Here is a 13245-nt window from a genome sequence, read left to right on the forward strand (position 1 = left end):
ACCGCGACTGACCTGCTCGCCCTCGGACGGTCGCTGACCCGCCGGCGGTCCGCACGACCGTCACGCGCTGCTCGGCGGCCAGGTCAGGCGAGCGCGAGCCCGTCCACCACCTCGACACCCGGTGCCGACGCGAGCAGCGCGCCGGGCAGCGCGACCTTCGAGCGGCGCAGACCGCTGCCGATGACGACGACCGCGCCCGCGTCCGGGTCGTCCGTCGCGACGCGCGCGTCGACCAGCACCCGGTAGCCGGCAGGGAGCCCGAGCGGCGTGATGCCGCCGTACTCCATCCCCGACTCCGCGACCGCGCGGTCCGTCGGCAGGAACGACGCCTTGCGCACGTCCAGCAGCCGCTTCACGGCGTTGTTGACGTCCGCCCGGGTCGTCGCGCGCACGACTGCCGCGGCGACGCGTTCCGCGCCCTCGCGACGGCCCGCGACCAGCACGCAGTTCGCCGACGCCGCGGGCGGCAGGTCGTAGGCGGCCGTGAGCGCCGCGGTGTCCGCCAGGTCGGGATCGATCTCGGTGACCACGACGGCGTCCGCGACGCGGTCGTCGACGGCGGCCCACGCGTCGACCGCGGCGCGCACGGGGTCGGCCAGCAGGTCGGGGCGGTCGAGCGCGGGCACCCAGGCCAGCGAGCCGAGCGTCGTGGGGTCCGCAGTCACCGCTGGTACGTCCCGACGAGCACGGCACGCGCGAGCGTGTGGAACACGACGGCGGTGTTCACCGCCCCCGGCATCGCGTCCGGGCCGACGCCGAGCGAGTCGGTGTCGAGCGCGTGCACGACGAAGAAGTACCGGTGCACCTGGTCACCGGGCGGGGGAGCGGCGCCGACGTAGGCGGACTCGCCGTCGTCGCCGCGCAGCGCGAAGGCCCCGGGCGGCAGCGTCGTGCTGCCGGCGCTCCCCGCACCCGTCGCGAGCTCCGTCGTCGTCGCGGGGACGTCCACGAGCGTCCAGTGCCACCAGCCCGCCGGTCCGGGCGCGTCCGGGTCGAAGCAGCTCACGACGAACGAGCGCGTCTCGGGCGGGAAGCCCGACCACGCCAGGTGCGGCGACACGTTGGCACCGGCCGGGGTGTTCGTGTGCGCGTCGGGGAGGCGGTCGCCGTGCGTGACGTCGTCGCTGCGCAGCTCGAACGACGGCACCGCGGGCAGCAGCGAGTACGGGTCGGGGGCGACGGGGCGGGTCAGCGAGGTCATCGCGTCATCATCACCCGGCGAGGCGTGCGGTGCGCGCGGTTCGGCGGTGCGCCGGACGTCGACGCGGCGGTGTCCCGGGGCCCGCTCGGCGATGTCCCGACGTCGGCGCAGGTCCGCGGTGCGGGGCGACACGCGCGGGCGGGTGGCGTCGTCCCGAGAGGACTCATCCAGGCGTCGCGCGCGGGCGAGTGGCGACAACACCGCGAGAGCGACACATCCATGCGTCGCTCTCGCGGTGTTGTCGCCCTCCGGGCGCCCACGAGGACGTAGGCGCGTTCGCGATCGCCCGGGAGGGTGGCTCGGATTGACACGCCTCCGGGTGTCAGCGTCTACTGAGATACTCGAACAGATGTTCGATCGAATGCGCGATCACGCGCGTCGCCGCAGGTCACAGCGGTGTACGTGGGTGCTGGAGGTGGGTGCGGATGGCAGCGAGCGTGCTGTCCGAGCAGGCACGGGTCGAGCTGGCCCGGGCCGTGCTGGCGCACGCCGAGCTCCGGACCGGGGCGCGCAGCGTCCGGGTCGCGACGCGCCCGGCCGAGTCGTCCGCGAGCCCCGTCGAAGGCGCTCAGCACGGGGCGGACACCCGGTCCACGCCGGCCGGCGGCGCGCCCGTGCCGTTCGCGGCGGACCCCGTGCGCGGGGCGGCACGTCCGTCGTCGGGTCTGCTGCCGACGCACCGCGCCGACCGGTCCACGGCGTCAGCGGCACCCGGCGCCGTGCCCGTCGACCGCACCCTGCCGCCGCACGGCGTGCCCGTCGACCGCACCGCGTCGCCGCACGGCGTGCCCGTCGATCGCACCGCGCCGCCGCACGGCGTGCCCGTCGATCGCACCGCGTCGCCGCACGGCGTGCCCGTCGATCGCACCGCGCCGCCGCACGGCGTGCCCGTCGACCGCACCGCGCCGCCGCACGCCGCTCCCGTCGACCGCACCCTGCCGCCACGGGCCGCGGACGAGGCGTGGGCACGGTCGCACCCGACCACGTCCGTGTCCCGGCCCGCCGGGGTGCTCGCGGCCGAGCGGCCGCCGCTGCCCGTCCCGGACCGGCTCGCGCCGCTGCTGCCCGACGGGCTGCGCCGCGGTGCCACGACGGCCGTCGTGGGGTCGACGTCGCTCGTGCTGACGATGCTCGCGCACGCCTGCGCGGGCGATGCGTGGGCGGCCGTCGTCGGGCAGCCGACCGTGGGGCTGCTCGCCGCAGCCGAGGCGGGCGTGGCGCTCGAGCGGCTCGCGCTCGTGCCGCGGCCGGGCCAGGACGCCGCGACCGTCGTCGCGGCGCTCGTCGACGGCATCGACGTGGTGCTCGTCGGACCGGACGCCGTGCTCACCGACACCGACCGGCGCCGGCTGTCCGCGCGGGCGCGGGACCGCGGCGCGGTGCTGCTGTCGAGCGTCGCGTGGCCGGGTGCGTCGACGGTGCTGACCGTCGAGGCGGGGCGCTGGTGGGGCGTCGGTGCGGGCGACGGGCGGCTGCGCACGCACGAGCTGCGCGTCACGCGGTCGGGACGCGGCGGGTCGGCCGTGCCGCTGTCCGTGGACGTCACGCTGCCGCTGTCGGCGGACACCCCGACCGGCACCCCCGTCGCACCCGCGTTGCCGGCCGCACCGGCCGAGGTCGAGGAGCAGGCCGCCGTCGGTCTGCGGCTCGTGGGTTGAGGAGCGCGTCGTGAGCACCCGCACCACCGTCCTCTGGGTCCCCGACTGGCCCGTCGTCGCCGCGACCACCACCGACGAGGTCCCCGCCCACCTCCCCGCCGCGGTGCACGACGGCCGGCGCGTCACGGCCGTGTCCGCGCTCGCCCGTGTCGAGGGGGTCCGTCGTGGCATGCGGCGACGGCAGGCCCAGGGGTGCTGCCCCGAGCTCGTGCTGCTGCCCGCCGACGACGCGCGCGACGTGCGCCTGTTCGAGCCGGTCGCGAGCGCGGCGGAGACCGTCGTCGCCGGCATCGAGGTCGTGCGCGCCGGCCTCCTGCTGCTGCCCGCCGGGGGAGCCACCCGGTACCACGGGTCGGAGGACGTGCTCGCGGAGCGGCTCGTCGACGCCGTCGCTGCGCGCGCCGGGCACGAGTGCGCGGTCGGCACCGCCGACGGGCTGCTCGCCGCGGTCGTCGCCGCGCGCACCGGGGCCGTCGTGCCACCCGGCTCGTCGCCCGCGTTCCTCGCCGCACGCGGGGTCACCGAGCTCGTGCACGCCGCCGTCACGGAGGACGCCGCCCAGCAGGTCGCCGACCTCGTCGACCTGCTGCACCGGCTCGGCCTGCGCACGCTCGGGCAGCTCGCCGCGCTCCCGACCGGGGACGTGCACGCGCGCTTCGGGCGGCTCGGCGTGTGGGCGCAGACCCTCGCGCGCGGCGACGACGAGCGCCCACCGGCGCGTCGTCGCCCCGAGGCCGACCTCGAGGTCGTCGCCGAGCTCGACCCGCCCGTCGACCGGGTCGACACCGCGACGTTCGCCGGCCGCCGCCTGGCCGAGGACCTGCACGCGCAGCTCGTGCACCGGTCCGTGTCGTGCGGGCGCATGCAGATCGCCGCGCGCACCGACGACGGCACCGACCTGGTCCGCACCTGGCGCACCGACCTCGGCGGGTTCGGCGGGCTGACGCCGCAGCGCATCACCGACCGCATCCGCTGGCAGCTCGAGAGCTGGCTGTCGTCCACGGCCGTCGCGACCGCCCGCAGCCGCGCGCAGGACGCCCCCGAGCGCGTCCGTGCGGCCCGTGCGCGCGCCGCACGTGCCCGGGCCGCCCGTGACGGGTCGCAGGACCCGTGGGCGTTCGACGACCTCGTCGACGAGCCGTGGGTCGACGACGACGTCCGGCCCGTGACGCTCGTACGGCTCGCCGTCACGGCGCTCGACGTCGCGCCCGCGGGTGCCGAGCAAGGGCGGCTGTGGGGCGGGCCGTCCGGCGGCGACCTGCGGGCGCACCGCGCGCTCGACCGCGTGCAGGGGATCGTCGGCGGGCAGGGCGTGCTCACCGCGACGCTCCAGGGCGGCCGTGGTGTGCGCGACCAGGTGCACCTGCAGCCGTGGGGCGAGCAGACGCAGGCCGCGCGCGCGGCCGACCTGCCGTGGCCCGGGCGGCTCCCGGACCCGGCTCCCGCGACCGTCCTCGCCCGTCCGCTCCCCGTCGACGTGCGCGACGCCGCCGGGCGGCCCGTGGTCCTCGACGTCCGCGTCGGGCTGCGCGGCGAGCCCGCGACGGTCCGCTGGCCGCTCGCGTCGGACGCCGACGTGCCGTCGGGGGCGCGCTCGGCAGGACCGGGCGCGTGGGGTCCCGGTGGGACGGCACGTCCGTCGGCGTACCGGACGTCGTCCGCAGACGGCTCGTCGGGCCACCTCCCGTCGTCCGCTCGGCTCGCGCCGTCGGCTCGTCCCGGCTCGTCCGCGCGGTTCCCCTCGTCGGGCGGTCTCACGTCGGCCGACGGGTTCCTGGCGTCCGACGGGTGGCCGTCCGGCGGGCCGCGACCGGGTGCGGGTGTCGCGTCGGACGACGGACACGGCGAGCCGGGCGGAGTGCGCGAGCGGGCGGTCGTCGGGTGGGCGGGCCCGTGGCTGTCGAGCGAGCGGTGGTGGGGGACCGGGGGACGCGTCGGTGTGCGCGGGCACCTGCAGGTCGCGTTCGACGACGGTGACGCGGTGCTCCTCGCCGGCGACGCGGACGGCTGGACGTGCGAGGCGACGTATGACTGAGAACTGGATGGCGACCGGCCGCTCGGTGGTGCCCGACGTCTCCCGCACGTCGCGTGCCGCCTTCCCGCCGCGCTACGCCGAGCTGCACGCGCACTCGGCGTTCAGCTTCCTCGACGGTGCGAGCCAGCCCGAGGAGCTCGCCGCGGAGGCCGCCCGGCTGGGCCTCGACGCGCTCGCGCTGACCGACCACGACGGGCTGTACGGCGTCGTCCGGTTCTCGCAGGCCGCGAAGGCCGTCGGCCTGCCCACGGCGTTCGGCGCCGAGCTGCACCTGCCTGCCCCCGACGGCCGCCGACACCTGCGGGAGCGCACGCGCGCCACGCCGGGCCTGCCCGTGCTGGACCTGCCGACGGGCGTGCCCGACCCGCGCGCGTCCCACCTCCTGGTGCTCGCACGCGGACCCGCGGGGTACCGGGCGCTGTCCCGGTCGATCGCCGAGGCGCACCTGCGCACGGGGGAGAAGGGCGCCGCGGACTACCGGCTGGAGGAGCTCGCCGCCAACGCGGCCGGGCAGTGGCTCGTGCTCACGGGCTGCCGCAAGGGGGCCGTGCGCCGGGCGCTCGCGGGCGGCGACCCGTCGGGTGTCGGCGGGGTCGCACCGGGCGGCCTGGACGCGGCGCGCACCGAACTCGACCGGCTCGTCGCGCTGTTCGGCCGGGACAACGTCGCCGTCGAGGTCACCGCGTCGGCCGACCCGTACGACTCCGAGCGGGCCGACGCGCTCGCCTCGCTCGCCGCCGACGCGGGCCTCCCGCTCGTCGCGACGGGCAACGTGCACTACGCGACGCCGCGCGACGCGGACCTCGCCGCGGCGCTCGCCGCGGTGCGCGCCCGCTCGTCGGTCGAGGACCTCGACGGGTGGCTGCCCGCGGCCCCCGTCGCGCACCTGCGGTCCGCGGAGGAGATGCTCGCGCTGCACCGGCGGCACCCGTCGGCGGTCGGCACGGCGGCGGCGCTCGCGGCCGAGTGCGCGTTCGACCTGTCCCTCGTCGCACCGCAGCTGCCGCCGTACCCGGTCCCGGACGGGCACACCGAGGCGACGTGGCTGCGTGAGCTCGTCCGGCAGGGCGCGCTCGAGCTCTACGGGCCGCCCGACGACGAGCGCGTCCCGGGCGCGTACACGCAGCTCGCGCACGAGCTGCGTGTCATCGAGGACCTCGGGTTCCCGGGGTACTTCCTCGTCGTCTACGACCTGGTGAAGTTCTGCCGCGACCACGGGATCCTCGCGCAGGGCCGCGGCTCGGCCGCGAACTCGGCGGTCTGCTACGCGCTGCGCGTCACGGCCGTCGACGCGGTGCGGCACGGGCTGCTGTTCGAGCGGTTCCTCGCCCCCGAGCGGGACGGTCCGCCGGACATCGACGTCGACATCGAGTCCGCGCGCCGCGAGGAGGTCATCCAGTACGTCTTCGAGAAGCACGGCCGGTCGCACGCCGCGCAGGTCGCCAACGTCATCTCCTACCGCCCGCGCTCCGCGATCCGTGACGCGGCCCGGGCGCTCGGGTACGACGCCGGCCAGCAGGACGCGTGGGCGAAGTCGATCGAGCGCTGGGGCAGCCTGCGCCCGCCGCAGCCCGCGCCGGCGCCCCCGTCGACGCCCCCGTCGACGCCCCCGCCGGCACCCCCGTCGTCGGCGCTCCTGTCACCGCCGCCGCCCGTCCCGCCGGGACCGTCGGGACGGCGACGGTCCACCGAGACCCCCGCCGCCGGACCGCAGGGGGTTCCGGCGGCGGGCCGTCCCGACCGGTCGCACGACGGCCGTGCCGGGTCGGGCGGTCCGCCGGACCGCTCGCACGACGGCCGCGGGTCGTCCGGTCGGCCGGACCGCTCGCACGACGGCCGCGGGTCGTCCGGTCGGCGGGACCGCCCGCACGACGGGCACGCCGGGCCGTGGCCGCCGGAGGGTCGCGGCGCGGGAGGTGAGCCGCACGACCGGGCCACGGCCGTCAGCACGGCGCGCGACGAGCGGCGCCGCGCCAAGGCGTCGATGTGGGGCACCACCTACGAGCCGCCGCCGGTGCTGACGCGCTCACCGCGCGGGACCGAGGTGCCGGGGCTCGCGACGTCCGACGGCCACGACGTCGTCCCCGCGACGCTGCCGCCCGCGGCGAGCGAGCTCGACGAGATCCCGGAGCACGTCGTCGACCTCGCGGACCGGTTCCTGCGCCTGCCACGGCACCTCGGGATCCACTCGGGCGGCATGGTGATGTGCGACCGGCCGGTGATCGAGGTGTGCCCGGTGGAGTGGGCGCGCATGCCGGGCCGCACGGTCCTGCAGTGGGACAAGGAGGACTGCGCCGACGCGGGGCTCGTGAAGTTCGACCTGCTGGGCCTCGGGATGCTCACGGCGCTGCGGCTCGCGTTCACCGACGTCGAGAAGCACGAGGGCAGGAAGCTCGACCTGCACGCGCTGCCCGCCGAGGACGCGCGGGTGTACGACCTGCTGAGCGCGGCGGACACCGTCGGGGTGTTCCAGGTGGAGTCCCGCGCGCAGATGGGGACGCTGCCGCGGCTGCGGCCGCGCACGTTCTACGACATCGTCATCGAGGTCGCGCTCATCCGGCCCGGGCCGATCCAGGGCAACTCGGTGCACCCGTACATCGAGCGCGCGCACGGCCGGCAGGCCGTCACCTACCTGCACCCGCTGCTGGAGAAGTCGCTCGCCAAGACCAAGGGCGTGCCGCTGTTCCAGGAGCAGCTCATGCAGATGGCGATCGACGTCGCCGACTTCACGCCCGCGGAGGCCGACCAGCTGCGCCGCGCGATGGGGTCCAAGCGCTCGACGGAACGCATGGAGGCGCTCAAGGGACGCCTCATGGCCGGCATGGCGACGCACGGCATCGGGCCGGACGTGGGGGAGCAGATCTACGAGAAGCTGCGCGCGTTCGCCGACTTCGGCTTCCCCGAGTCGCACGCGTACTCGTTCGCGTTCCTCGTGTACGCGAGCGCGTGGCTGAAGGTGTACCACCCGGCCGCGTTCTACGCGGGGCTGCTCGCGGCGCAGCCCATGGGCTTCTACTCGCCGCAGAGCCTCGCCGCCGACGCCCGCCGGCACGGCGTCGAGGTGCTGCGGCCCGACGTGCAGGCGTCCGACGTGCAGGCGTGCGTCGAGCGCACCGGCCCGACGCCGCCGGGCGGCGAGCCGCTGCTGGTCCCCGCGCCGAGCGGCACCGGTCCGGCCGTCGCCGCGGGCGTGCGGACGGGCGCCGACGCGGACGTGCCGCGCTCGCTCGCGGTGCGCCTGGGGCTCGCGTCGGTGCGGTCGGTGGGGGAGGACGTCGCGCAGCAGGTCGTCGACGAGCGCCTGGCGCACGGGCCGTTCGCGGACCTGCGCGACCTCGTGCGGCGCGTCCGGCTGACCACCGTGCAGGTCGAGGCGCTCGCGACCGCGGGTGCGCTCGACAGCCTCGGCTCGACCCGCCGCGAGGCGCTGTGGGCGGCCGGGGCGCTCGCGCAGGAAGGGCCGGACACGCTGCCCGGGGTGAGCGTCGGGGTCGCGGCGCCGACGCTGCCGGGGCTCAGCGACGTCGAGGTCGCGACGGCCGACGTGTGGGCGACGGGTGTGTCCGTCGACTCCTACCCGACGCAGTTCGTCCGCGACGGCCTGGACGAGGCCGGGGTGCTGCGCGTCGTCGACGCGTTCCGCCACGAGCCCGGGCGCCGGGTCGCCGTCGCGGGGGTCGTGACGCACCGGCAGCGTCCGGGCACCGCGGGCGGGGTGACGTTCCTGTCGCTCGAGGACGAGACCGGGCTGCTCAACATCGTGTGCTCCGCAGGGCTGTGGCAACGGTTCCGACGCGTCGCGCGGACCTCCCGGGCGCTCGTCGTGCGCGGCCGCCTGGAACGCTCCGACGGCGCGACGAACCTCGTCGCCGAGCACCTGGGCGTCCTGTCCCTCAAGGTCCGCTCGACGTCCCGCGACTTCCGCTGACACCGGCCGCACGTTCGAGGCGCGACCGAGCGCCGCGCGCGGGCGCAGTCAGCCGCGCGCGCTGCCCCGTGGTCTGCCGCGTCTTGGATCTCGTCGCGACACCCGCCCTGAGCCTCCTGAGCCTCCTGAGCCTCCTGAGGCGACGTCGCGCCGCCCGGAGCCCTTCTGACGCGACGTCGCGCCGCCCGGGGCGCGGCCGTCCCGACCGTGACGCGAGATCCGCGTCGGGCGGACGCCGCGTCTTCGCTAGCCTCCGCGCATGCTGGGACCCCTCGCCGCGTACCTGCCCACCCCGCGCACCGCCGACGGCGGCGTCGCCCCCGGCGTGCTGGCCGCGCTCGCGGACCGCGCCGTCGCTGCCGGAGCGGACGCGGTCGCGGTGCTCGGGTCGACCGGCGGCTTCGCCTACCTGAACGGTGGTGACCGGGCGCGCGTCGCGCGGGCCGCGGTCGAGGCGGTCGACGGCCGGGTGCCCGTGGTCTGCGGGATCGGCGCGCTCACGACGGCCGACGTGCTCGGCCACGCCGCCGCCGCGCGCGCCGCGGGCGTCGACGCGGTGCTGCTCCCGCCGATGTCCTACCTGCCGCTCACCGCCGCCGAGGCGCTCGCGCTGTACCGGGACGTCGCCGCGCTCGCGGAGGTGCCCGTGTGGATCTACCACAACCCCCGCACGACGGGCCTCGAGCTCACGGTCGACGACCTCCTCGCGATCGCCGCGCTGCCCGGCGTCGGCGGCCTCAAGGACCGCGGCCTCGACGTCGACGACGTCCGCACCCGCTGCGCCGCGCTGCTCACCGGTGTCCCGGCGCACGTCGAGGTCGGCTTCAGCGGCGACGCGCTCGGGTCGCAGGCACTGCTCGCGGGTGCCCGGACGTGGCACAGCGGCCTCGCGGGCGTCCTGCCGGGCCCGTGGGTGGCCACCGCGGCCGCGGCGACCGCCGGTGACGCGGCGCTCGTCGACACCTGGACCGAGCGGCTCGCCCCGCTCACCACGCTCGGTGCGCGCTGGGGTGCGATGCGTCTCGCGGGTCCGCTCGCCCGGCACGTGGGCCTGGACCTCGGTCCGCTCCCGGCACCGCTGCTCGACGTGCCTGCCGAGGTCCGCGCCGACCTCGACGCCGCCGTCGAGCGCGCGCTGGCCTGACCGACCGCGGCGGCGCCGCGAGCGACGAGCCCGCGTCAGCCGCGCGGCGAGTCCGCCGTCTCCTCCTCGGTCGTCGGCCGCACCTCGTCGTCGGCCTCGTCCTCGTCCATGGGCGGGTCGAGCGTCCGCAGGCGGGAGAAGATCGCCCACACGACGGACACGAGCGGCACCGCGATGACCGCGCCGAGGATCCCGGCCGTGAGCGTCCCGGCGGTCACGGCGAGCGCGACGACGACCGGGTGCAGCGACACCTGCTTGCCCATGACGAGCGGCTGCAGGATGTGCCCCTCGAACTGCCCGATGAGCGCGATGCCGATGCCGACGATCGCGGCGGACCACAGCCCGTTCGCGGCGAGCGCGACGATCATCGCGATGATCATGGCGGCGGGTGCGCCGACCAGCGGGATGAACGCACCGATCATGACGAGCACCGCGAGCGGCGCCGACAGCGGCACGCGCAGGATCGTCAGCAGGATGAACGCGAGCAGGCCGTCGGTGACGGCGATGATGACCGTCCCGCGCGTGTAGCCGGAGAACGTGTACCAGCCGGCGCCGCCCGCGACCTTCCAGGTCTCGCGGAACCGCGTGGGCAGCTGGTTGAGGAACCAGGTCCACATCTCCTGCCCGCGGGCCAGGAAGAACACCGTGCAGAAGATCGCGAGCGCGAGCGCGGTGAAGATCTCGACGACGGACCCGGCACCGGCTGCGGCCTGCGACGCGAGGTCGCCCGCGTGGTCCTGCACCCACTTCTGGGCGTTGCTGATCCACTCGGCGATCTGGTCGTTCGTGATCGTGAACGGCAGCGACCCGCTCTGCAGGAAGTCGGTGATCTGCGAGATGCCGTCGCTGAACTGCTTCGTGAGGTCGTTCCACTGGTTCGCGATCGAATACCCGATGTAGGTGAGCAGCCCGACGAAGAACAGGATCCCGCCCAGGATCGCGAGCGCGGTCGCCAGCCCGCGCCACATGAACCGCGACAGGAAGTCGACGATCGGCCGCAGCACCGCGCTGAACACGAACGCGAGGAACACCGCGATGAACAGCAGCTGCACGCGGGACGTGGCGTAGAACACGAGCGCGACGGCCGCGAGCACCACGAGGAGCCGCCAGGACACTCCCGCCATGACCCGCAGCCAGTGCGGTGCGGTGTGCTCGACCCCGTACACGCTGGGGTTGCGTCGTGCCCCTGCCACCTTGCGGGCCGCCGGGTTGCTCGGGCCGGTCAGCCCCTTGCTCCCGGTGCCGGTCGCCTCGGCCATGAACCCCCCGCCACCTCGGACTCGATCCCCGGCGCTGATGCCCAGGCCGGTGGCGTCAGTCTGCACCCCGGGGCCGATGCATGCCCGGCCGCCGCACCGTGCTATCTTTTCTGCCGCACCTGAGGGAGCCCACGGGCCCCCGGACGGTCCACCTGTCCGGGTGGCGGAATGGCAGACGCGCTAGCTTGAGGTGCTAGTGCCCGAAAGGGCGTGGGGGTTCAAGTCCCCCTCCGGACACTCGTTGAGACAGCGAACACGAAGGGCCTCGATCCACGGATCGGGGCCCTTCGTGTGTGTGCGGGCAGCCCGGACCAACCGTCACCGCGCCGCGGCGGCGCCGGCGACCGTCGCGGGGGTGACCGGGACGACGGAGGCGACGGCCCAGGCGGGCAGGTCGAGGTCGATCTCGAGGACGCCCGACTCCCGGACCGTGATCGTCCACCGGCGCAGGTCGTCCGCGACGGCCTTGAGCGCGGCGGTCTGGGCGCGGGTGAGGTTGAGCGGCTCGCCCATCTGGTGCCACGCCTCCGCGGCGTTGCCGTGCTCCCAGTCGAGCTGCTCGACCTGGAACACCGTGCCCGGCTCGAGGCCGGCGATCGTGTGGCGGACCCGCCGGGCCGTCCCGATCTTCCGGTACGCGCGCGTCGCGGCGTAGGAGTCGTGCTGCTCGACGCCGCGGGTGCCCATCTCGGCGGGGTAGTTCAGGAACACCGCGGACACGCGGCCGTCGTCGGACGAGCGCGTGATGACGCCCTGCTCGTCCTGGTGCACGACGCGGTCGCCCAGCCGGTTCAGCATCGCGACGGCGTGGAACGTGGGCTTGTGGATGCCCTGCTCGTTGACGAACCCGAAGCCGCCGTGGAACGGGCCGAGCCCGGCGCCGCCCTCCTCGAAGATGTCGGTGAACGTCCAGTAGGAGATCGAGTCCGCCAGCGCGGCGCCCTTGAGGAACGCGCGCGTGACGTACGTGGCGGCGAAGAGGGTGTCGTGCGTGCGGTCCCGGCTCGACGGCGAGCTCGACCACTCGGTGATGTGCAGCTCGGCGTCGGGGTACGGGCTCGCGGCGATGAGCTCGCGCATGAGGCGCAGGTCCTGCGCGGTGGCGTCCACGTGGCGGTGGATGGCCGTGACGCCGCTGCCGGTCCCGTCGGCCGCGTAGTCCGTCGGGTAGAGGTGGGTCGAGAGGAAGTCGAGCGGGAGGTCGCGCTCGGCGCACCAGTCGATGAGCTCGCGGACCCAGACGGGCTGCCAGTCGAGCGCGTCGGGGTCGGGTGCCTGGCCGGTGGCGAACTCGGCCGCGCGGTCGTAGGTCTCGCCGGCGTAGCGGGCGTCGGGCACGAACACGGAGGTGGACGGGCCGCCCACCTGGAGCTGCGGGTCGATCGCCTTGAGCGCGCGCGCGGTGGCCTCGTACAGCTCGAAGTACTCCGTGCGGGTGCCGGTCCAGAAGTGGGGCACCAGGTTGGGCTCGTTCCACACCTCGAACCGCCACTGGCGCACCTCGTCGAGGCCGTAGCGCTCGATCCAGTGCCGCACCGTCTCGCTCACGAGGCGCACCCACTCCGCCATGTCGGTGGGCGGGCTGCAGTGCGCCTTCCACCAGAACAGCGTCTCGGTCTGCGTGGCGAGGTCCCGGGGCATGAACCCGAGCTCGACGAACGGGCGCGCGCCGGCGTCGAGGATCGCGTCGAAGACCATGTCGACGTAGCTGAAGGTGATCATCGGCTCGGGCAGCGCCTCCGGCGGCGCGAACCCGCCGCCGTAGGTGGCGCGGTACACGAACATGTCGTCGTGGAACAGGCCGTGGAACCGCACGGACCGGACCCCGAGCACGTCCACGGCCTCGCGGAAGTGGGCCTGCCAGTCGGCGCGCAGCGCCTCGTTGGCCCGGCCCGCGCCCACGCACCGGTTCCACACGTGGTGCAGCGGCGCGTCCGTCGGCGGCGCGCCGTCCACCCGGAGCGCGTCGAGCGCGTGCGCGTCGTGGGGCATGGAGATCTCCTTCGGTCCACGCGGTGCC

The 13245-nt window shown here is 75.9% G+C and carries 8 protein-coding genes and 1 tRNA gene; 5 read left to right on the top strand and 4 right to left on the bottom strand.

Features of this window, described 5'->3' with window-relative positions; genetic code table 11:
- Positions 1-83: 83 nt before the first annotated feature.
- Positions 84-665, bottom strand: a complete 582-nt coding sequence (locus GXP71_RS05470) for a YbaK/EbsC family protein (RefSeq protein ID WP_162351834.1) — start codon at positions 663-665, stop codon at positions 84-86.
- Positions 662-1201: a YbhB/YbcL family Raf kinase inhibitor-like protein gene (locus GXP71_RS05475; protein WP_162351835.1), complete on the bottom strand. Its 540-nt coding sequence runs from the start codon at positions 1199-1201 to the stop codon at positions 662-664. The genes GXP71_RS05470 and GXP71_RS05475 overlap by 4 nt, the downstream gene beginning before the upstream one ends.
- A 425-nt stretch (positions 1202-1626) precedes the next feature.
- Here GXP71_RS05475 and GXP71_RS20275 point away from each other — a divergent pair, with 425 nt between their 5' ends.
- The 4 genes from GXP71_RS20275 to GXP71_RS05500 all read left to right on the top strand — a co-directional run bounded on the left by GXP71_RS20275 (position 1627) and on the right by GXP71_RS05500 (position 9966).
- A complete protein-coding gene (locus GXP71_RS20275; protein WP_238402639.1) occupies positions 1627-2859 on the top strand; it encodes a hypothetical protein in 1233 nt (410 codons plus the stop codon).
- Positions 2860-2869: 10 nt separating this feature from the next.
- The gene (locus tag GXP71_RS05485; RefSeq protein WP_162351836.1) at positions 2870-4894 is read left to right on the top strand and encodes a DNA polymerase Y family protein; all 2025 of its coding nucleotides are present in this window, start codon (positions 2870-2872) and stop codon (positions 4892-4894) included.
- Positions 4887-8822 (top strand): PHP domain-containing protein, encoded by a 3936-nt coding sequence (locus tag GXP71_RS20280; RefSeq protein WP_238402640.1) that lies wholly within the window; start codon positions 4887-4889, stop codon positions 8820-8822. Before GXP71_RS05485 ends, GXP71_RS20280 begins: the two co-directional genes overlap by 8 nt.
- Before the next feature lie 259 nt (positions 8823-9081).
- A complete protein-coding gene (locus GXP71_RS05500; protein WP_162351837.1) occupies positions 9082-9966 on the top strand; it encodes a dihydrodipicolinate synthase family protein in 885 nt (294 codons plus the stop codon).
- A gap of 35 nt (positions 9967-10001) precedes the next feature.
- Here GXP71_RS05500 and GXP71_RS05505 read toward each other — a convergent pair whose 3' ends face one another.
- Positions 10002-11225: an AI-2E family transporter gene (locus tag GXP71_RS05505; protein WP_162351838.1), complete on the bottom strand. Its 1224-nt coding sequence runs from the start codon at positions 11223-11225 to the stop codon at positions 10002-10004.
- A 154-nt stretch (positions 11226-11379) separates the two neighbouring features.
- Here GXP71_RS05505 and GXP71_RS05510 point away from each other — a divergent pair.
- Positions 11380-11462, top strand: a tRNA-Leu gene (locus tag GXP71_RS05510).
- Between the two features lie 81 nt (positions 11463-11543).
- On the opposite strand, the gene GXP71_RS05515 is transcribed toward GXP71_RS05510, so the two are convergent.
- Positions 11544-13217 (bottom strand): beta-xylosidase, encoded by a 1674-nt coding sequence (locus tag GXP71_RS05515; RefSeq protein WP_162351839.1) that lies wholly within the window; start codon positions 13215-13217, stop codon positions 11544-11546.
- Positions 13218-13245 lie beyond the last annotated feature (28 nt).

It is taken from the genome of Cellulomonas sp. H30R-01 (assembly GCF_010119915.1).
GTDB classification, from domain to species: Bacteria; Actinomycetota; Actinomycetes; order Actinomycetales; family Cellulomonadaceae; genus Cellulomonas; species Cellulomonas algicola.

Bases quoted from the DNA above. Each gene is read 5' to 3' on its own strand.
- GXP71_RS05475 (WP_162351835.1), bottom strand. From the start codon at position 1,201: ATGACCTCGCTGACCCGCCCCGTCGCCCCCGACCCGTACTCGCTGCTG.
- GXP71_RS20275 (WP_238402639.1), top strand. From the start codon at position 1,627: ATGGCAGCGAGCGTGCTGTCCGAGCAGGCACGGGTCGAGCTGGCCCGG.
- GXP71_RS20280 (WP_238402640.1), top strand. From the start codon at position 4,887: ATGACTGAGAACTGGATGGCGACCGGCCGCTCGGTGGTGCCCGACGTC.
- GXP71_RS05500 (WP_162351837.1), top strand. From the start codon at position 9,082: ATGCTGGGACCCCTCGCCGCGTACCTGCCCACCCCGCGCACCGCCGAC.
- GXP71_RS05505 (WP_162351838.1), bottom strand. From the start codon at position 11,225: ATGGCCGAGGCGACCGGCACCGGGAGCAAGGGGCTGACCGGCCCGAGC.
- GXP71_RS05515 (WP_162351839.1), bottom strand. From the start codon at position 13,217: ATGCCCCACGACGCGCACGCGCTCGACGCGCTCCGGGTGGACGGCGCG.